The 19,854-nt window shown below is 64.1% G+C and carries 14 protein-coding genes; 5 read left to right on the top strand and 9 right to left on the bottom strand.

Annotation, left to right across the window (positions count from 1 at the left end; genetic code table 11):
• On the top strand, positions 1 to 1,233 hold the full coding sequence (locus tag EYW45_RS06490) for an FAD-dependent monooxygenase (protein ID WP_235938883.1): 1,233 nt from the start codon (positions 1 to 3) through the stop codon (positions 1,231 to 1,233).
• A gap of 87 nt (positions 1,234 to 1,320) precedes the next feature.
• Here EYW45_RS06490 and EYW45_RS06485 read toward each other — a convergent pair whose 3' ends face one another.
• Complete coding sequence (locus EYW45_RS06485; RefSeq protein WP_161134515.1) at positions 1,321 to 2,229, bottom strand: LysR family transcriptional regulator; 909 nt, start codon at positions 2,227 to 2,229, stop codon at positions 1,321 to 1,323.
• Between the two features lie 129 nt (positions 2,230 to 2,358).
• Here EYW45_RS06485 and hmgA point away from each other — a divergent pair, with 129 nt between their 5' ends.
• Complete coding sequence (hmgA, locus tag EYW45_RS06480; RefSeq protein WP_161134514.1) at positions 2,359 to 3,657, top strand: homogentisate 1,2-dioxygenase; 1,299 nt, start codon at positions 2,359 to 2,361, stop codon at positions 3,655 to 3,657.
• Positions 3,658 to 3,760: 103 nt separating this feature from the next.
• Complete coding sequence (fahA, locus tag EYW45_RS06475) at positions 3,761 to 5,077, top strand: fumarylacetoacetase (protein WP_161134513.1); 1,317 nt, start codon at positions 3,761 to 3,763, stop codon at positions 5,075 to 5,077.
• 238 nt (positions 5,078 to 5,315) lie between these two features.
• On the opposite strand, the gene EYW45_RS06470 is transcribed toward fahA, so the two are convergent.
• The 4 genes from EYW45_RS06470 to EYW45_RS06455 form a co-directional block, all read right to left on the bottom strand.
• A complete protein-coding gene (locus EYW45_RS06470) occupies positions 5,316 to 7,229 on the bottom strand; it encodes an LTA synthase family protein (RefSeq protein WP_161134512.1) in 1,914 nt (637 codons plus the stop codon).
• A 174-nt stretch (positions 7,230 to 7,403) separates the two neighbouring features.
• Entirely contained in the window at positions 7,404 to 8,735 is a 1,332-nt protein-coding gene (locus tag EYW45_RS06465) for a sensor histidine kinase (RefSeq protein WP_161134511.1), read from the bottom strand.
• A complete protein-coding gene (locus tag EYW45_RS06460; protein ID WP_407924900.1) occupies positions 8,735 to 9,454 on the bottom strand; it encodes a response regulator transcription factor in 720 nt (239 codons plus the stop codon). The genes EYW45_RS06465 and EYW45_RS06460 overlap by 1 nt, the downstream gene beginning before the upstream one ends.
• A gap of 28 nt (positions 9,455 to 9,482) precedes the next feature.
• Entirely contained in the window at positions 9,483 to 10,880 is a 1,398-nt protein-coding gene (locus EYW45_RS06455; RefSeq protein ID WP_235938946.1) for an FAD-binding oxidoreductase, read from the bottom strand.
• A 425-nt stretch (positions 10,881 to 11,305) separates the two neighbouring features.
• Here EYW45_RS06455 and EYW45_RS06450 point away from each other — a divergent pair, with 425 nt between their 5' ends.
• Complete coding sequence (locus EYW45_RS06450; RefSeq protein ID WP_161134509.1) at positions 11,306 to 12,703, top strand: phosphomannomutase/phosphoglucomutase; 1,398 nt, start codon at positions 11,306 to 11,308, stop codon at positions 12,701 to 12,703.
• A gap of 5 nt (positions 12,704 to 12,708) precedes the next feature.
• Positions 12,709 to 14,268, top strand: coding sequence for a glucose-6-phosphate isomerase (pgi, locus tag EYW45_RS06445; protein WP_161134508.1), 1,560 nt, complete (start codon positions 12,709 to 12,711; stop codon positions 14,266 to 14,268).
• Between the two features lie 127 nt (positions 14,269 to 14,395).
• Here the strand turns inward: pgi and EYW45_RS06440 are convergent, their stop codons facing one another.
• From EYW45_RS06440 to asnB, 4 genes are read right to left on the bottom strand one after another with little or no spacing between them, the layout of a single operon-like run.
• Positions 14,396 to 15,553: a glycosyltransferase family 4 protein gene (locus tag EYW45_RS06440; RefSeq protein WP_161134507.1), complete on the bottom strand. Its 1,158-nt coding sequence runs from the start codon at positions 15,551 to 15,553 to the stop codon at positions 14,396 to 14,398.
• Positions 15,550 to 16,713 carry a glycosyltransferase family 4 protein gene (locus tag EYW45_RS06435; protein WP_161134506.1) on the bottom strand — a complete coding sequence of 388 codons (1,164 nt, stop codon included), beginning with the start codon at positions 16,711 to 16,713 and terminating at the stop codon, positions 15,550 to 15,552. The genes EYW45_RS06440 and EYW45_RS06435 overlap by 4 nt, the downstream gene beginning before the upstream one ends.
• Positions 16,710 to 17,900, bottom strand: a complete 1,191-nt coding sequence (locus EYW45_RS06430; RefSeq protein WP_161134505.1) for a glycosyltransferase family 4 protein — start codon at positions 17,898 to 17,900, stop codon at positions 16,710 to 16,712. The genes EYW45_RS06435 and EYW45_RS06430 overlap by 4 nt, the downstream gene beginning before the upstream one ends.
• Positions 17,897 to 19,849 (bottom strand): asparagine synthase (glutamine-hydrolyzing), encoded by a 1,953-nt coding sequence (gene asnB, locus EYW45_RS06425; protein WP_161134504.1) that lies wholly within the window; start codon positions 19,847 to 19,849, stop codon positions 17,897 to 17,899. Before asnB ends, EYW45_RS06430 begins: the two co-directional genes overlap by 4 nt.
• Positions 19,850 to 19,854 lie beyond the last annotated feature (5 nt).

Raw genomic sequence — 19,854 nt, 5'->3', positions numbered from 1 at the left:
ATGTCTCTTCTTTCCATGCAAGACGCATCCGCCACCCCCGATGCGCCGCTTTTCATCATCGCCGGTGCGGGGCTTGGCGGCCTGACCGCAGCGCTGGCCCTGCTGCGGCGTGGCTATCGCGTTCGCGTGCTCGAACAAGCCAACGCCCTGGGCGAAGTGGGTGCCGGCATTCAGCTCAGTGCCAATGCCAACCGCGTGCTCTTCAACCTCGGCCTGGCAGACGCGTTATCGAAAGTCGCCAACCCCGCAGCCGGCAAACGCATTCGCCTCTGGTCGACGGGGCAGACCTGGCCGCTCTTCGATCTGGGCGGCGAGTCGGTCTCGCGCTACGGCTATCCGTACTACACGCTGTATCGTGCCGACCTGCACCGCATCCTTGTCGACGCGGTTCTCGCCGCGGATCCCGATGCGATCAAGCTCGGCGCGCGCGTGATCGCGGCGGACCAAGTCGACGCAGGGGTAACGGTGGCGCTTGCGAATGGCGACCGGCTGCATGGCGACGCCTTGATCGGTGCAGACGGCGTGCATTCGCAACTGCGAAGCGCGATGTTCGGCGCGGATCGCGCGCAATTCTCCGGAACGGTGGCATGGCGCGGCATTATCCCCGCCGAAAAACTGCCGGCACATTTGCGCGAGCCCTATGCCGTGAACTGGGTGGGACCCGGTGCCCACGTCATCCACTACCCCCTGCGTCGCGGCGAACTCGTCAATTTCGTCGGCATTCTGGAACGAGACGACTGGCAGATCGAATCCTGGACCGAACGCGGCACCGTCGCGGAATGCGCCCATGATTTCGAGGGGTGGCACGACGATGTGCAAACCCTCATTCATGCCCTGGATGCGCCGTTCAAGTGGGCATTGATGCTGCGCGAGCCGCTTCCCAAATGGACTTCAGGCCGCATCACGCTGCTGGGTGACGCCTGCCATCCCACGCTGCCCATGCTGGCGTCCGGCGCCGCCATGGCGATCGAGGACGGTTATGTGCTTGCCCGCGCCATCCAGGCGCACGATGGCGACATTGCCACGGCCTTCGCCCGCTACGAGCATGCACGTGTAGAACGCACGGCGCGAGTGGTTCGCGGGTCGGCCGAGAATGCCAAGCGCTTCCACAATCCGGCGCTTGCGCACGCCGAAGGGGCGGCCGCGTATGTGGCGCGCGAATGGACCGAAGATCGCGTCAAGGCGCGCTATGAATGGTTGTTCGAGTATGACGTCGACAGCGTGAATGTGTGACGCGCAGGCGTCGGCACTGCTGCCGACGCCTGCAACGCTAAGGGTGTCAATGGACTCAGGCCACGCACGCTGCGCGCCACCCTGACGTCACGGCAGCGCCACGAACGCATCCATCACCATGTCCCGCAACCATTGATTGGCCGGCTCGCGTTGCACGCGGCGAGGCCAATACAAGTTGGTTTGCAACTGCGGCACCCGCACCGGTGGCGTGAGCTGCAACAGATCGAATCGCGGCGCGGCGCTGGCCGCCAGTTTTTCGGGCACGGTCGCCAAAAGATCGGTCACGCTGAGGATGTATGGCACGGCCGAAAAGTGCGGCACGCTGTAGTGATCTTCCAGCCCAACACCCGCGCGGGCCAGCGCCTGATTGACCTGGCCGTAGGGCGCCGCGCGCGACACGATCAGATGACGCTCGGCGCGAAACGCCTTGAGCCCCATTTCCGCGTGCGCCGTGGGATGCCCGCGCCGAAAGAGCGTGGCGTATCCCTGGCGAAACAGCATGCGCTGAAAGGTGCCCGCGCCTACCCTATCGAACGCCCCCACTGCCGCATCGATGCGGCCCGCCGCCATCTCGCGCGCCAGATCGGCACCGGCGACCCGCACCGTATCCAGGCGTACGCCGGGCGCGTGGCGAGCGCAATGTTCGATCAACACCGGCATGAAATAGATCTCACCGACATCCGTCATGGCGAGGCGAAATCGGCGTGCACTCGTGGCTGGATCGAAGTCATCCTGCGCGGCAAACACATGATGCAGTGCTGAGAGCGCTTCAGCCACCGGCGCATCGAGCCGCTCGGCCAGCGGCGTGGGCTGCATGCCTTGCGCGGTGCGTACGAAAAGCTCGTCGTTCAGCCGCTCGCGCAACCTGCGCAGCGCATGACTGACCGCGGGCTGTGACATATCGAGTTGCCGCGCGGTCTCCGACAAATTGCGCGATGCCATGATCTGCTGAAAGACCACCAGCAGATTGAGATCGACACTGCGAAGATCGGTCATATCATCCTCTAGACATCCCTTGCACGCGTGACCTGCACTATTCACGCCATGAATAATGCTTATTATCCATGATGTATGGCGCAGCGCTGCCCCGATTGGCGACAATAGCCTCAAACGAGAGGAGACCTCATGAGCATCCAATACCAGACCGGGTTCGGCAATCAGTTCGCCACCGAGGCGTTGCCGGGCGCACTGCCCGAAGGGCGCAATTCGCCGCAGCGATGCGCCTACGGCTTGTACGCCGAGCAATTGTCGGGTACCGCCTTCACGGCGCCGCGCCATGAGAACCGGCGCTCCTGGCTCTATCGCATTCGTCCGGGCGTGCAGCACAAGCCGTTCGCCCCCTATGGCGGTGCGGCCGATTGGAAGAGCGACTTCGGCACCCTGCCCGTTACCCCCAATCAACTCCGCTGGAGCGCGCGGCCCATGCCGGCCGCCCCCACCGACTTCATCGACGGCATGTACACGATGGGTGGCAACGGCGCGCCCGATGAGCACAGTGGCGTGGGCATTCATGTGTACACGGCCACGGCATCGATGGACGACCGGTTCTTCTATAACGCCGACGGCGAGATGCTGGTCGTGCTGCAACAGGGCCGACTGCGTTTCGAGACCGAATTCGGGTTGATCGAGGCGGAACCGCTGGAGATCGTGGTGATCCCGCGCGGCGTGCGTTTTCGCGTCGTCCTGCGAGATGCCGATGCGCGCGGCTACGTGCTCGAGAACTTCGGGGCCGCGATGCGCTTGCCCGAGCTCGGCCCCATCGGTTCGAACTGCCTGGCCAACGCCCGCGACTTCCAGACGCCCTGCGCCTGGTATGAGGACCGCGACGGCGACTTCCGCCTGATCGGCAAATTTACCGGCGGCTTCTGGCAGGCCGAGATCAGTCATTCGCCGCTGAACGTGGTGGCCTGGCATGGCAATCATGCCCCCTACAAGTACGATCTGCGGCACTTCAATGCCATCGGCTCGATCAGTTTCGATCATCCCGACCCCTCGATCTTCACCGTGCTGACGTCGGCCTCCGATACCCCGGGTACGGCCAATATGGATTTCGCAATCTTCCCGCCGCGCGTGCTGGCGATGGTGGACACTTTCCGTCCGCCCTGGTTCCACCGCAACGTGGCCAGCGAGTTCATGGGTCTCATCCAGGGCGTGTACGACGCCAAGGCCGAGGGCTTTGAACCGGGCGGCGCGAGCCTGCACAACTGCATGAGCGGGCACGGCCCGGATGCGGAAACCTTCGAGAAGGCGTCAGCGGCAGACACGAGCGTGCCCCACTACATTCGCGACACGATGGCGTTCATGTTCGAAACGCGCCGCGTGATCCGCCCCACCGAAGCCGCGCTCGCTGCGACCACGCTGCAAGGCGAATACTATCAATGCTGGCAAGACATCAAGAAGCACTTCGATCCCAGCAAGCGATAGCTGACGGACCTGCACCGGTGCCGCGCGCATCACGACTCAGCTAACGACGCGCGATCCACACCCGATCGCGCCCCGACAATCTTCAAGCGAGATGACAGCCCCAATGGTTACATTGAACGAAACCCACGATCCCAAACTGCAGAGCTGGGTCACCAGCGCCAACGACGACACCACCGGATTTCCGATCCAGAATCTGCCGTTTGCCGTGTTTCGCCGCGCCGGCAGCAACGAGGCGTTTCGCCCTGGCGTCGCGATCGGCGATCAAGTGCTGGATCTGCCGGCACTGGCCGACGCCAAAGTCTTCAACGGCCAAGCCGCCGAGGCGCTGGAAGCCTGCCGCGATACCGCGCTCAACGGTCTGATGGCATTGGGCCAGACGCACTGGTCAGCCCTGCGTCTGGCGCTGTCGCGGGCGCTCTCCACCGGCGCCGCCGCTCAAACCCGCATCGCGCCGCTGCTGGTGCCGCAAGCCGAGGTGGAATACAACACGCCGGCCCGCATCGGCGACTACACCGATTTCTATATCTCGCTGCATCACGCCACGGCGATCGGCAAACAGTTTCGTCCCGACAATCCTTTGCTGCCCAACTACAAGTGGGTGCCGATCGGCTATCACGGGCGCGCCTCGAGCCTGGGCGTGAATCAATCGTTTCCGCGCCCGATGGGCCAGATGAAGCCGGCCACCGAAGGCGGCACGCCCGACTTCGGCCCTTGCAAGCGCCTGGACTACGAACTCGAACTCGGTATCTACGTGGGCACCGGAAACGCCCAAGGCACGCGCATCGGCATCGACGACGCCGAATCGCATGTGTTTGGTCTGGGCATTCTCAACGACTGGTCCGCGCGCGATCTGCAGGCCTGGGAATACCAACCCCTGGGCCCGTTTCTCGCCAAGAATTTTGCGTCCACGCTCTCGCCCTGGATCGTCACCCTCGAAGCCCTGGCCCCGTTCCGCACCGCGTTCGATCGTGGCGCCGACGAGCCCCAGCCGATGCCGTATTTGAACTCGACGAACAACGTCAAGGAAGGCGCCTTGGACGTCGCACTGGAAGTGCTGATCACCACCACCCAGTCGCGCAAGACGGACGCCGCGCCGGCATCGCTCTCGAAAAGCAATTTCCGTCATGCGTACTGGAACGTCGCGCAGTTGATCACCCATCACACGGTCAACGGCTGCAATCTGCAACCGGGCGATCTGCTCGGCACCGGTACCCTGTCAGGCCCCGAAGCCTCCCAAGCCGGCTCCATTCTGGAGCTCACGAAAGGCGGCAAAACGCCGATCGATCTGCCCTGGGGCGAGAAGCGCGTCTTTCTGGAAGATGGCGATCAAATTATCTTGCGCGCAGAGTGCCGTAAAGCGGGCTATCCGCGCATCGGCTTCGGCCAATCCGCAGGCACCGTCCTGGCGGCGCGGGAATAACCCTGGCTGCACGGGAACAACATCTGTGCGAGGCGTGTCCGTCACCGTGCCGCACCAAGCGGCGCGAGGTGGCATTCCGCATGAGGCCGCGCGAGGCGGTACGCGCATGCGGCAACGCGACGCGACGCAACGTGACGTGACGTGAAAGCGGCCCACGGCCGCGCCCGCCAGTCGCCCAAAACACTTCGGCCGATGCTGCTTCCCGCAACATCGGCCGATGTGGTTCTAGTGGCTTGGGTTACTTACCCGCCTCGGCCGGCTTGGGCAGCGCATATCGCTCGTTCATGTACGCCCAGCTCGGCCACAGCACCGTGGCCAGGGCCTTGCGTGAAAAGGCCGGATCGGTCGACATCGGCGTGAATCGGTCGTCCACCTCACCCACACCCGGCACATAGCTGTACTGACGCGGCGTTTTATGCGGCTCGATCACCAGTAACTCGTCGCCCTTCAAATACGCGAAGTTCTCACCGTACTGCATCATCGCGCGGTTGGGATCGCGCTGCGTCAGATCCGCGCCCAACATCGGGTGCACACTGTCGATACCGGCCAATGACAACAACGTGGGGCCCATGTCGATCTGGCTGACGATGCGGTCATCCTTGCGCGGCGCGATATCGGCACCCAGCAGCAGAGCCGGAATGCGGAAGTGCTTGACCGGCACGAGGTTGGCGCCGAAAACGCGCGCATCGTGATCGGCGATCACCAGAAACAACGTGTCCTTCCAATAGGGCGCCTTGCGCGCCTTATCGAAAAAGTCGCCGATCGCCCAATCTGCATAGCGCACGGTGTTGTCGACCGTGGCGGGATCGCCCACGGGCTTGATGCGGCCCTCCGGATACTCCCATGGCGAGTGATTGCTTACCGAGAACGCCAGCGTGAAGGTCGGCTTGTCGCCGTCCTTGCGCAACTCGCGGTCGAGTTCGTTGAACATGTCTTCATCGGACGCCCCCCAAGAACCCACGAATACCGGGTTCTTGAAGTCCTTGCGATCGATCACGCGATTGAAGCCATTACCCAGGAAAAACGCCCGCATGTTATCGAAGTGGGCCTCGCCGCCATAGATGAAGCGCGACTCGTAGCCCTTGGTGCCCAACAACTCGGCCAGGGTGAAGAAGCCGGTTTGCGATCGCGGTTGCTTGAGCACGGATTCGGCCGGCGTGGGCATGAAGCCCGCCGTGACCGCTTCGAGACCACGCACCGAGCGCGTGCCCGTGGCATAGGCGCGCGTGAAGTTCCAGCCTTCCTTTGAGAGCCGGTCGATCTGCGGTGTGAGATCGCGTCCGCCCAGATTGCCCACGAATTGGGCACCCAGACTCTCTTGCAGAATGATCACGATATTGCGCGGCTTCTCATGCCGGGCAGTGGCTTGCTGCGCATGCAAACTGGGCAGCCGTGCGTCGATCGGCGGGCCGGAGAACCCCGCATCGGTGCGCACGATCGTATTCATTTCGTCCACCGGCATGTCGCCGTAGAGCGACGCCGAGGAAATTTCGTTGCTCACCTTGTAGGCGGCGTCGATCACGCTATAAAGCGAATTCAGCGGCAGGGTGTTGACCATTGCATCGCTGCTGAACGCCACCATTGCCGGATTGATCGGACGATGTTGCAGCGTGCCGCGAATCGCCAGCACACCGACCGCGATCACCACGAAAGAAAGCACCGGGCGCCACAACCAGCCCATGCGTTTGTCGACCACCGTGGTGGGGAACAGCTTGCGGCTGCCCCACGCGGCCAAAGCGAGCACGATGAAGGCGGAGAGCAGCACGAGCTTGTAGCCTTCCCACAGCATCGACGCGACTTCCCGCGGATTGACCAGATACTCGAAGAACAGGCGGTTGGGACGTGTGTCGTACTCGGCGATGAACTGGGGTGTGGATACCTCCAGCAGCACGTAGAGCATCCAGCAGAGGCGGAACCAGTACGCGGTCAGGCGCACGGCGAGCGGACGGTGACCGAACCAGAACGACAACGCCGCAGGCAACACCGAGAACATGCCGATGGAGCAGATATCGATGCGCAAGCCGCCCAACATGACGGGCAGCAAGCCGCCGGCATCCTGCACGCGGTCCCACATCCAGAACGACAGCCCCAGGCGGCTGAGCGTGAGCATCAGAAAAACGGAGACAATGAACCGCAGGGTCAATTGACGCATGCTGCACTCCCCAAACGTGTTTCGTGGCGCTTATGCCGCTGTACAGCCTCGATCATCGATGCAGGTCCTCAACAGAAAAAAGTTTTTAACGTTAAAGAATGACGCGTGAAATTAGCGTCAAATCGAGCGTTTTCGACAGCTTTATTGCGCCTGCCAAGCGTTCTGCGCCTCGACTCAGGCGTTCAGGTCGAATTCCAGGCGGAACGTCGTGCCTTGCTCCGGACCGCTGGTGTGCGAGGTTACGCTAAGCGACCAGCCCTGCATATCGCAGATGCGCTTGGCGATGGCCAGGCCCAGTCCACGACGCGGTGCGGCATCCGATACCAAGGCAACGGCTTGGCCGTTGGTTTGATCGGTGCGATGGCCGCTGTAATAGCGATCGAAGACGAACGGCAGCGCCGCCCCGTCAATGCCCCGCCCGTCGTCGCGCACCAACATGGCCTGGCCATCCCATTCGGCGCGCAAGGTGGCGGGTGCCGCGTGTTCGACTGCATTGCGAATCAAGTTGCGCAGTACGGTCAACACGGCATGCCGATCGAGTTCGCGCGTGACGTCGGGCGCGATGCGATTCTCGAGCAGCAATCCGGCCGCCTCGGCCTGCATGGCCTGCACCCGCCAGGCATCGTCCAGCACGCCTGCCAGATCGACCGTCTCGCGCGGCCGGCGCTCGTCTGCGGCCAGCGCGCGGGCACCCGCCAGGGCGGACGTCACCGCATCCACGTTGGCCATGATCCGATGCAAGCGCAGCTTCTGATCGTCGTTGAGCGTGTTGGCCAGCAACATGATTTCGCTATCGGTGCGCATGGCCGACAACGGCGTACGTACTTCATGACTCAGATTGGCGGTGAACTCGCGCTCACGCGCCATGATGCGGTCCACCTCGTTCTGCACGCGATTGAAAGCCTCCACCAACCGGCCAGCTTCATCGGAACGCTCCACGGCGAGATCGGGCGATCCCGGCGCCCAGGTCGCCAACCGATCCGTGAGATCGAGCATGGGCCCGACCGCCAACTTGGCCACGTTGCGGGCTACGCCATAGGCCCCCACCATGCAAATCGCGCCAAGCCCGATCACGATCAGACCGAAGTCGTACACGCGCCCTTCGTTCTCGGTGGCGTCGTAGAGCACCACGACGCGGCCCAGCGCCGAATCGGCCACCATCACGTGCCAGATGGCCCCGCCCGGTTCGATCTCGTGCAGGCCTTCGGCCAGACCCTGCAACTCGGCCGGCAACGGATGACCCACGCGAGGATGATCTTCGAACCACGCGTTCATCGATGCGCCCAGCCAGCGGAATTCCGCCTCCCCGGCGCGCACCTCACCACGGTCGATCATCTGCAAAAGGCGGCTGGTCTCGGTAGCGAGGATGTCGTTGACGAGATCGTCTTCCATGCGGTCGAACGTGGCATACGCCAGAATGACCAGCGCACTGACGAACAACGCGACCGTGCCCGCCAGGGCCCAGACGACCCGTTGCGTGAGCGTGCCGCTTTGCGAGGTTTCCATCACGCCGCGGCAGGCGCGACGATGCGCCAACCCGTGCCGTGAACGGTTTCGATCCCGTCGAATCCGGCCTCGCCCAACGCGCGGCGCAGCAGGTGAACCTGGCTGCGCAGGGCATCGGACGACGGCGGCTCGCCGCCCCATAACGCCGTTTCAAGCTCGTCGCGCGTCAACACCCGACCCACGTCCCGCAACAACAGATCGAGGATCTGCGACGACTTGCGCGTGAGATGCACGATGGCGCCGTTCACCATCACTTCGCGGGTGCGGGAATCCATGCGCAGATTGCCGCACGTGCGCACAGCCGTCACCGTCGCGCCTTTCGCCCGCTGGATCAACGCCAGCAAGCGCGCGGCGACTTCCGCCAATGCAAAGGGTTTGGTGAGGTAATCGTCGGCACCGTGCGCAAAGCCCGCGAGCTTGTCTTCGAGTTCGTCGCGCGCGGTGAGCATGAGGACCGGCACCGTGGAAAACTGCTCGCGGCGCAGATGCGCGAGTACCGAATAGCCATCGCGGCCCGGCAGTCCCACATCCAGCACCACGGCGTCGAATCGCTCCTGCTCGAGCATGCGCACCGCGGCATTGCCTTCATATACCGCGTCGGGCACGAAGCCGCGCGTTTCCAGATAGCTATACAGATTGCCGGCGATCGTCAGATCGTCTTCGACAATAAGCACGCGGTAATGCGGCATGTGCGGATCGGTCGGCGCCGGATGCGTCATGACGTGTCTCCCTCGGAAGCTGGCGTGACTACGCCTGCAGCACTTTACCCGGATTCATGATGCCGGTCGGGTCCAGTGCGTCTTTGATGCGACGCATCAGGAGCAGCGCGACGGGGTCCTTGTAGCGCGGCAACTGATCGCGCTTGAGCTGGCCGATGCCATGCTCGGCGCTGATCGAGCCGTCGTGTGCCACCACACTGGCGTGCACAATGGCATACACGGCCTCTTGCAAGGCGAGCAATTGCGTTTCGGTCTGCTCCGGCGCGCGCGATACGTTGTAGTGCAGATTGCCGTCGCCCAGGTGCCCAAAGATCACGTTCTGCACGCCGGGATGGGCGGCTTGAATGGCGGCATTGGTGGTGGTGACGAAGTCGCCGATGCGCGAAATGGGTACCGAGATATCGTGCTTGATCGCTTTGCCGTAGGCCAACTCGGCCAGCGGAATGCTCTCACGCAGATGCCACATGGCGCGGCTCTGCGCCCCGTTGGCCGCCACGGCCACGTCCACCGCCTCGCCTGCCTCCAGCGCGTCGCCCAGAATCGTTTCGAACCGCGCCTGTGCATGCGCTTCGCTTTCGCTGTCCGACAACTCCAGCAGCGCGAACCACGGCGACTGCGTGCTCTCACCCGACAGCGGGAGCCGCTGATCCGGAAACTGCCGCAGCACGCCTTGCAGGCAATGCCGGCTCATGACCTCGAAACCCGTGAGCGAGGCGCCGAAGCCGGCACGCGCGCGCGCCAGCACCGCCAGCGCGGCGGTAAGCGACTCGAACGCGAGGAAGGCCGTGCAACTGGCCACCGGCAAGGGAAACAGCTTGAGCGTGGCTGCCGTGATGATGCCCAGTGTGCCTTCGCTGCCGATGAAAATATCGCGCAGATCGTATCCGGTATTGTCCTTGCGCAGGCCGCTCAGGCCATTCCAGATCTCGCCTTGTGCCGTCACGACCTCGAGCCCGAGCGCCAGATCGCGCGTGTTGCCATAGCGCAGCACCTGCGTGCCGCCCGCGTTGGTGGCCAGGTTGCCGCCGATGCAGCAACTGCCCTCGGCGGCCAGGCTCAATGGAAACAGGCGTCCCACATCGCGCGCGGCGCTTTGCACCGCCTGCAGCACGCACCCGGCCTCAACCGTGATCGTGTCGTTCAACGGATCGATAGCACGTACCGCATCCATGCGCCGCAATGACATCACGATCGCATCGCCACCGGCATCCGGCGTGGCACCACCGCACAAGCCGGTGTTGCCCCCCTGCGGCACCACGGGCACGCGATGCTGGTGACACCACCTCATCACCGCAGCCACTTGCGGCGTATCGGCCGGGCGCACCACGGCAAGCGCCTGCCCCACGTAGCGCCCGCGCCAATCGGTGAGATACGGCGCGGCATCCTCGCCGGTGAGCACATGCGAAGCACCCACGATTGCGCGCAACGCATTGAGCGCCGCAGCCGCGCCAACGGCCGTATCGGCCGCTCTATCGGCCGTCAAATCGGTCGCGGTGTGGGTCGCTTCGTCGGCACCCGTGCGTGCAGCGGTATCGGTCAAGGAAGAATCGTGCGGCACCCTCAGTCCCCATAAAAAGGTCGCGCCCCTACGACTTAGGCAGTATGGCCGCGACGACCTATGCATTGTAGGCTTTCACCGTTGCGCATCGGGAGCTGATCAGCGGCTTGATCGCTAGCATGAAACGCACGAAATCGGACTGTTCCGACGTGCCTCGGCATGTATTTTGCTTACCGATGTCATCTTTTACACGACACCGCTTGCGATTGGTGACGAAATCATCGCAAACGGACGCCAAAACTCAAATCGTTGAGCAATAATCTCGACGACACGCATACCCTTTAGGAGCTTTTGTGAGCGCAGCTTCGCCATACACCAAGTCGGTTTTCAAAGCCTATGACATCCGCGGCATCGTCCCGGAGCAAATCAACGCCGACTTCGCGCGTGCCCTGGGCCGCGCCCTGGCTGCCAAAGCCCGCGAAAAGAACCTCACGACCCTCGTGGTCGGCCGCGACGGCCGCCTGAGCAGCAAAGAGCTGTCCGAGGGCTTGCAGGAAGGGTTGCTGGAAAGCGGCATCGATACCCTGGATATTGGCGAAGTGCCCACGCCGCTCGTCTACTACGCTACCCACGTCTACAAGACGGGATCGGGCGTTGCCATTACCGGCAGCCATAATCCGCCCAAGTACAACGGCTTCAAGATGGTCATGGCCGGTGCCGCGCTGTACGGCGCCGATGTCCAGGCGCTGCGCGAATCGATGGATGCCACGTACGGCCAGGCACCTGCCGGCGTGAAGCGCGGCACGCGCCGTGAACTGAACATCGTTGACGAGTACATCGAACGCATCACGCGCGACGTCAAATTGTCGCGTCCGATGAAAGTGGCGATCGACTGCGGCAACGGTGTGGCGGGCGCCATCGCCCCCAAGCTGTTCCGTGCGCTGGGCTGCGAAGTGACCGAACTCTTCTGCGAAGTGGACGGCACGTTCCCCAACCACCATCCCGATCCCGCCGAGCCCGAAAACCTGCACGACCTGATGCACTGCCTCAAGACCACCGATTGCGAAATCGGTCTGGCCTTCGACGGCGACGGCGATCGTCTGGGCGTGGTCACCAAGTCGGGCGAGATCATCTGGCCGGACCGTCAACTGATTCTGTTTGCGCGCGACGTGCTGTCGCGTTGCCCGGGCGAAACCATCATTTACGACGTGAAGTGCAGCCGCCATGTGGGCCTGGCCGTGCGCGAAGCCGGCGGCAAGCCGCTGATGTGGCAAACCGGCCACTCGCTGGTCAAGGCCAAACTGGCCGAAACCGGTGCGCCGCTGGCCGGCGAAATGAGCGGCCATATCTTCTTCAAGGAACGCTGGTACGGCTTTGACGACGGGCTCTACACCGGCTCGCGTCTGCTGGAAATCGTGTCGCGCGACGCCGACGCCTCCGAAGCCCTCGAAGCGCTGCCGCAAGCGTTGTCCACGCCTGAGCTCAAGCTCGAGATGAACGAAGGCGAGCCGTTTGCACTGGTCAAGGCGCTGCAGGAAAGCGGCAAATTCGACGGTGCCACTGAAATCATCACGATCGACGGCGTACGCGCCGAGTACCCGGACGGCTTTGGATTGGCGCGCCCATCCAACACCACCCCGGTCGTCGTGCTGCGTTTCGAAGCCGACAACGAGGCCGCGCTCAAGCGCATCCAGGAATCGTTTCGCGAGCAATTGCTGCGTCTCGCGCCCCAAGCCAAGTTGCCGTTCTGATCGCCATGCCCGACTCCCTTGCCGCCAGCCCTGCCTGGCAAGCCTTTGCGCAAGCCGTCCACGACACCCCGCTCGATGGCGCCGATCTGGCGATCATCGAGGCGGCCGGTCTGCAGGTCGATTTCACAACCCAGCGTCATTCGGCCGCCTTGACGGCAGCCGGTGCGGCGCTGTTGGCGCAACAGGGCTTCGAGCCCACACGCCAGGCGCTGTTCGATGGCGCACCGGTGAACTGGACGGAAAATCGCGCGGCATGGCATACCGCCCTGCGCGCGGCCAACCCGCCGGAAGCCGTGTCTGAAGCGGTGACCAACGAACGCGCCCGCGTGCGCGCCTTCGTCGAAGACGCGGATACCCGCGGCGCTTACAAGCACATCCTGCATCTGGGGATCGGCGGTAGCGATTGGGGACCGCGCATGGTCATCCAGGCGCTCAAGTCGCACGCCATGACGCGCACCATGCGCTTCGCGTCGAACGTCGACGGTCATGCCATCGACGAGGCCCTGCAGGGCCTGGATCCCAAGCAAACGCTGATCGTGATCGCCTCCAAGACGTTCACGACCACCGAACCCCTGGCCAATGCGAAGATCGCGCTTGACTGGCTCGCCGCCGGCGGCGTGGCCGACCCGTTGGCGCAAGTGGCCGCCGTTACGGCCAACGTCGATGCGGCGCGCGCCTATGGCGTGGCGCCAGAGCGCATTTTCAGCTTTTGGGATTGGGTCGGCGGCCGATATTCGTTGTGGTCCTCCATCGGTCTGGCGATCTCGCTCGCGCTGGGCCCGGACGCACTCGACGGCCTGCTGGCTGGCGCGGCCGACATGGACGAACACTTCCTGACCGCCCCCGTCGAACACAATGCGCCGGTGCAAATGGCGTTGGCGGGTATCGCCAATTGCAGCGTACTCGGCTATACGTCGCTCGCGCTCGCGCCCTACGACGCGCGCTTGGCGAGTGTGGTGCCTTGGGCGCAGCAGCTTGAGATGGAATCGCTGGGCAAAACAGCCACGCACAGCGGCAGCGCCGTCGATGTGCCCACCAGCCCTGCCGTCTGGGGTATGCCCGGTACCGATGGCCAGCACACGTTTTTCCAGTGGCTGCACCAACATCCCGTGGGCGCACCGGTCGACTTCATGCTCTGTCTGACGCCGGACCATCCGTATGCGCGCAATCACACCTTGCTCGTGGCGAATTGTCTGGCGCAACGTGCGGCATTGATGCGCGGCAAGCCCGACGCACAAAATGCCGCCGAGGCTCGCGAACTCACCGCAGATGACGCCGCCGCCGCCAAACTGGCGCCGCACCGCGCGCATGCGGGCGGTCGGCCCAGCACCCTCATCGTGCTGCCGCGCCTTACCGCGCACACGCTCGGTGCGCTCCTGGCGATGTATGAACACAAGGTGTTCACGCAAGGCGTGGTGTGGGGTATCAACCCGTTCGATCAATGGGGGGTGGAGTACGGCAAGCAGTTGGCCAAGAACATCATCCATGAGCTCGACGACCCCAAGGCGCAGATCAGCGCGCAAGATCCCTCGACGCAGCATTGGATCGAAAAGCTCTCAGCCTGATCGTTTCAACGGGCATGACCGCCCGCGCTGCGAAAAAAACGCCTCACCGCTTGGACACTCGTCCGGCTGTGGGGCGTTTTCAATGGTGCCATCGATGCTTGGTGGCGCGCGGCAAAACAGTCGAGGACTAGCGCCCCGCCGCCTCACATAGCATGTCGTATACATGCACGTGCTTGCCGGCCACCTCGCGCACATCGAACGCTTGTTCTGCCAACGCGCGTCCCGCCAGACCCATGCTGGTGCGCATGGTTTCATCCTGCGCCAGCTGCCCAATCGTGTCCGCCAGCGACGCGGCATCCTTCACCGGCACCAGCACACCCGTCACATCGGGTTCGATCGCGTCCCGGCAACCGGGCACGTCAGTCGTTACGACCGCCCGCCCAGCCGCTGCCGCTTCGAGCAATGCCTTGGGCAAGCCTTCGCGATACGACGGCAACGCCACAATATGCGAATCGGCATACAGCGCGGGGATGTCGTCCCGCTCGCCCAAGCATTCCACATCGCCCTGCGCACGCCACGCCGCCACCTCATCATCCGTGATGGAGGCCGGATTGCCCGGATCGGGATTGCCGGCCAGTCGCATCCTCACCGGCACGCCGCGCTCGCGGAGCAAGCGCGCCGCTTCCACATACTCGCGTACGCCCTTGTCGATCAACAACCGTGCGGCCATGGTCACCACCACGGGTGGCGCGGGCGGCGGCGGGGCGGCGGCGAAATCGCTGAGTTCGACCCCCGCGCCACGAATCATCACCACTTGATCGTCGCGGATGGCGCCCAACTGCGCCAGCATCCCGCGGTCGCTCTGGTTCTGAAAAATCACGCGGCTGTTGGGATGCCCCAACGCCACGCGATAAAGCCGGGCCACGATGGCGCGCACGATGCGGGCACGAACGCCGCCCTGCATAAAGATGAAGCCCAATCCCGAGATCGCGGCCACCATGCCGGGTACGCCTGCCAGCCGCGCCGCAATACCGCCATACAGCACGGGTTTGATCGTCACCAGATGCACCACATCGGGCCGCACCTGTTTGAAAAGACGCCGCAGCGCCACAATGGTGCCCAACTCCTGCAAGGGTTGCTTGCCGCTGCGCGTCATGGGCACGTTGTGGTGCGTCATGCCCAGCGCTTCGATCCGTGTCACGCTTTCGCCCCCCATCGTTGCCACATGCACGGCATAGCCTGCAGCTTGGGCCGCCAGGGCCAGTGGCAACCGGTGCGACAAAAAGAACGCCGGATTATTCACGACAAACATCAACGTGCGAGGACGGGTCTGCGCAGGCGTCATGCAGCGCGTCCCGCGATCTTGCGCCACACTTGCAAATAGCCTTTGACCATGCGATCCAAAGCAAACTCGCTTTGAACGCGCTCGCGTCCATGCTCACCGACCGTGTTGCGGCCGTATTCGGCCACGGCCGCCAGCGCCGACCCGATCGCGCCGGCCAAGGCACCCGGCCGCTCGGCCGGTGCGACCCAGCCCGCATCGCCCACGATACGCGCCGCGTCGCCCACCTGCGTGACCACGCACGGCGTGCCGCATGCCATGGCCTCAGCCACCACGTTGGGAAAACCTTCCGCCCGGCTCGACAGCACATGCACATCCAACGCATTCATCACAGCGGGAATATCGTCGCGCGGTCCCACCAGAATCACGCGCGAGCGCAATCCGAATTGCTCGATGATGGCCGACAGCGCCTGATTGTCGGCCGTCATGCCGCGGCCGATCAGGGCGCAACGCATCTTGCCCGCCTTGTCTTCCGCTTCCAGCGCGGCGAGTGCGCGCAGCAGATTTTCATGATCCTTCAACGGATCCCAGCGCGCGACGCAGCCGATCAACGGCACGTCGGCCGGCACGTCCCACTCCTTGCGCAAGCGCTCACGCCCGAGTGGATCCGGCGAGAAGCGAGCCAGGTCGTAGCCGTTATTGATCACCACCATGCGGTCGCCGTCGTAGCCTACCGCCTTGTGACGTTCGGCCGCATCCTGTGCACAACACACGATGGCCGCCGGCACCCGGCGCGACAGGCGCGCGCACAGGCGCAACACGATGCGCGCGGAGCGGCTGCTCTTTTCGAGGAACGCACCGGAGTTGCGGATGCCCCAGGAAATCGCCCGCACACCCGCACTGCGCGCCGCCAACCCGCCCAGTAAATCGGAGTGGTACATCCACGTTTGCACGACATCGGGCTCGCGTTCCTTGATCAAGCGGCGCAGCGCCAGAAAGCCGCCAATGCTGAAACGGCCCCGCGACATGCCCAGCGTGCGCACATCGACGCCGGCCACGCGCAGGCGCTCGGCGTAAATGCCGCCATCGGTCAGCGAAACCACGGTATGCGTCACCGACTGGCTCGATGCCGTCGTGAGGCGATACAGCACGGACTCGGCGCCGCCCTGCCCCAGACCCGTGATGACGTGCAGAATATGGAGGGTGGGGTTGCTCGTCGTCATGGCGTTCCTTGCCGCGCGGCCGCGTCTGGCTGAGAGATAAGTTCGTTCGCGTCGGCCGACGCTTGAGCCGGATGTGCGCCCACCTGGGCGAACAGCGCGTCCCATTGAGCCAGCACTGCCGGCAAAGAATAACGGCGCCGCACGGCACGCGCCGCACGTTCGCCCAGATCGCCGCGCAAATCGTCGTCGCTCATCAGGCGCCGCAGGGTGTCCCGCAGCGCTGCGACGTCGTTTGCCGGCACCAATAAACCATCGCGGCCATCGCGCGTCATTTCGCGCGGGCCGCTCGGGCAGTCGAAGGCGGCGCACGGCAAGCCCAACGCCATGGCTTCGAGCAGCACATTCGGAAAGCCTTCCACCGATGAACTCAGCACGAAGGCTTGCGCCAGCGCAAGTTCGTCCCAGGGCGACTCGGTGCGCCCCGGCAACCGCACGCGATGACCCAGGCCTGCCTGCGTCACTTGTGCTTCCAGTGCGGCGCGCTTGGGTCCCTCGCCCCAGATCCACAGATCCCAATCGGGAATATCGCCTGTGAGCCCGGCAAACGCCTCGATCAGCAGATCGAATTGCTTTTCGCCGACCAGGCGGCCCATGGCCATCAGCCGCTTGCGCACCGCGCGCGGGGCGATCGGATCGACACCGGCGGGCGGCGCGTCGACGAGGTCGGCCGGCAAAGGATTGGGAATCACCGCCAGGCGTTTGATGCCCGGCACCTGTTTGGCAAACGGTTCCACCGTATCTTCGGCCTGCACCGTCACCATGTCGGCGCGCGGATACAACGCGCGGCGCAGGCGCTTCCAGATCGGCGACACCTTCTGCAGCACCGGATTCGTGCGCTCGCACACGATCAGCGGCACGTTCAATCCTCGCGTCGCAAGGATTGCCGCCACGTTCACGTTGGTCAGAAACGAAACGACGACGTCCGGCGCTTGCTCTTGAACAAGACGACGCAAGGCGCGCAAGCGCGTGAATGCCGCCATTGGACCCTTGGCACGGGTGCCTGCACGATCGGCCAGCCACACCAGATCGACCGCATCCGACACGGGATAAAAGCACGTGCCTTTGGACGAGAACGTGGGCACGAGCGTGACCCGATCGCCGCGAGCCGACCATGCGTTCACGAGCGTGGCGGCGACCCGTTCGGCGCCGCCTGCATGCATTGAGCTCACCAGCAGCATGATCTTCATGCGGCTTCTCGCGTCACGATCAGCGGAGCATCGCGCGGCGTCAGCGCCTCGCCCGGCGGGTGCCGCTCAAGCCAGGCTTGCATCATCAATACGCCCCACAAATGACTGCTCCAGTTACGTTGGCCCGAGCGATGCTCGCGCCATTTCTGCACGATGGGTTCGGGCTTGAAATAACCCTGATTGTGCAACAGCGCCGGGTCGAGCAAGGCATCGGCCCATTCGCGCAACGGCCCGCGCAGCCACGCCGCCAGCGGCACCGAAAAGCCACGCTTGGGGCGATCGACGAGCGCCTGCGGCACATGGCGATACAGCACCTGCCGCAACAGCCACTTGCCGGTACGATCGCGCAGCTTGTAGCGTGCAGGCAGTTGCCAGGCAAATTCGAACACCCGATGATCGATCAACGGCACGCGCGTCTCGAGACCCACGGCCATGGCCGCCCGGTCGACCTTGACCAGGATGTCGTCGGGCAGGTAGGTGACGCTGTCCAGCTTCATCATGGCATCCAGCGTGGAACCCGTCATGATCTGCGCAAACGGCGTCGCGGGTTCGGTGCCGCCGATGACGATATTGTCGGGATGATGCCAGTACGACACGAACTCGCGGTAGAACTCGCCTTTCGTACGCGTGCGCAAGAGGCTGCCCATCTTGCCGACCTTGCCGCGCCACGCGCCATTGCCCGGCAGTTGCGCCGACGCCGACATCGCCAGCCCTACCGGATGCCGCACCAGGCGCGGCACGCGTTCGCATTTGGCCCACCAGTCGCGCACGCGCAAATAGCGGGAGTAGCCCCCGAAGAGTTCGTCCCCGCCGTCGCCCGACAAGGCCACGGTCACGTGTTCGCGCGCCATGCGCGTCACCAATGCGGTCGGGATCTGCGAGGCGTCGGCAAACGGTTCGTCGTAAAGATCCGGCAGCGTCGGCACCACGGCGAGTGCATCGTTGGCGGTCACGTAAAGTTCAGAATGATCCGTGCCCAAATGCCGCGCCACCGCCTTGGCATGCTCGGCTTCGTCGTAGCCTTTTTCGTGAAAGCCGATGGCGAACGTGCGCACAGGTTGACCGCGCTGCGCTTGCATCAGCGCGACGATGGTCGACGAATCGATCCCGCCGGAAAGAAATGCGCCCAGTTTCACATCGGCCAGCATCTGGCCCGATACGGCCTGCGAGAGCACCTGCTCCAACGCGTCCGCGGCGGCCCCATCGCTATCGAAGGCGAGCGGCGACTGCTCGCCTGCCTGCGCGGCGGCCATAGCCGACCAGTACACCGTGGGCTCGGGCATGGCCGCATGCAGCAGATCGTTTTCCGACAGGGTGAGCCACGTGCCGGGCGGCAGTTTCGCCATGCCTTCGTAAATGCACCAGGGCGCTGGAATGTAGTTGTGCCGCATCAACAGCATCAGCGCATCGCGATTGACCGTCTGGCCAAAGCCGGGCACCGGCCGCAGGGCCTTGAGTTCGGATGCGAAGACCAGATTGCCATCGGCATAACCGTAGTACAGCGGTTTCTCGCCCATCCGGTCACGCGCCAGCGACAGCGAACGGGTGTCGCGATCCCACAGCGCAAACGCATACATGCCCACGCACGCCTGCAGCGTGCGATCCATGCCCCAGGCCACCAGGCAGGCCAGCACTGTTTCGGTATCCGAATGCCCGCGCCAGTCGGGCGCGGCGCCGCTGGCTTCGAGCTGGGCGCGCAACGCCAGATGGTTGTAGATCTCGCCGTTGAGCACCAGCACGTACCGCTGGCAGGCGGAGATCATGGGTTGATGGCCGGCCTGCGACAGATCGAGAATCGCCAGGCGCACATGCGCCAGGGCAATGCCCGCGCCCGCGTCTTCCCACAGCCCGTGATCGTCCGGGCCGCGATGCCGAATCTGCCGGCAGCTCTCAGCCAATACGCGAGACTTGTCGGCAAGCCCGCCCCATATTCCCGCTATTCCACACATAACCT

Source organism: Schauerella aestuarii, assembly GCF_009866805.1.
Lineage (GTDB): Bacteria > Pseudomonadota > Gammaproteobacteria > Burkholderiales > Burkholderiaceae_B > Schauerella > Schauerella aestuarii.
The sequence above is the reverse complement of the archived record's forward strand: the minus strand, read 5'-3'. Positions and strand labels throughout refer to the sequence as shown.

Excerpts from the sequence above, each read along its gene's own strand:
- asnB (WP_161134504.1), bottom strand. The coding sequence starts at position 19,849 with ATGTGTGGAATAGCGGGAATATGGGGCGGGCTTGCCGACAAGTCTCGC.
- EYW45_RS06440 (WP_161134507.1), bottom strand. The coding sequence starts at position 15,553 with ATGACGCCTGCGCAGACCCGTCCTCGCACGTTGATGTTTGTCGTGAAT.
- EYW45_RS06485 (WP_161134515.1), bottom strand. The coding sequence starts at position 2,229 with ATGACCGATCTTCGCAGTGTCGATCTCAATCTGCTGGTGGTCTTTCAG.
- EYW45_RS06470 (WP_161134512.1), bottom strand. The coding sequence starts at position 7,229 with ATGCGTCAATTGACCCTGCGGTTCATTGTCTCCGTTTTTCTGATGCTC.
- EYW45_RS06465 (WP_161134511.1), bottom strand. The coding sequence starts at position 8,735 with ATGGAAACCTCGCAAAGCGGCACGCTCACGCAACGGGTCGTCTGGGCC.
- pgi (WP_161134508.1), top strand. The coding sequence starts at position 12,709 with ATGCCCGACTCCCTTGCCGCCAGCCCTGCCTGGCAAGCCTTTGCGCAA.
- hmgA (WP_161134514.1), top strand. The coding sequence starts at position 2,359 with ATGAGCATCCAATACCAGACCGGGTTCGGCAATCAGTTCGCCACCGAG.
- EYW45_RS06490 (WP_235938883.1), top strand. The coding sequence starts at position 1 with ATGTCTCTTCTTTCCATGCAAGACGCATCCGCCACCCCCGATGCGCCG.
- EYW45_RS06460 (WP_407924900.1), bottom strand. The coding sequence starts at position 9,454 with ATGACGCATCCGGCGCCGACCGATCCGCACATGCCGCATTACCGCGTG.
- EYW45_RS06435 (WP_161134506.1), bottom strand. The coding sequence starts at position 16,713 with ATGACGACGAGCAACCCCACCCTCCATATTCTGCACGTCATCACGGGT.
- EYW45_RS06430 (WP_161134505.1), bottom strand. The coding sequence starts at position 17,900 with ATGAAGATCATGCTGCTGGTGAGCTCAATGCATGCAGGCGGCGCCGAA.
- fahA (WP_161134513.1), top strand. The coding sequence starts at position 3,761 with ATGGTTACATTGAACGAAACCCACGATCCCAAACTGCAGAGCTGGGTC.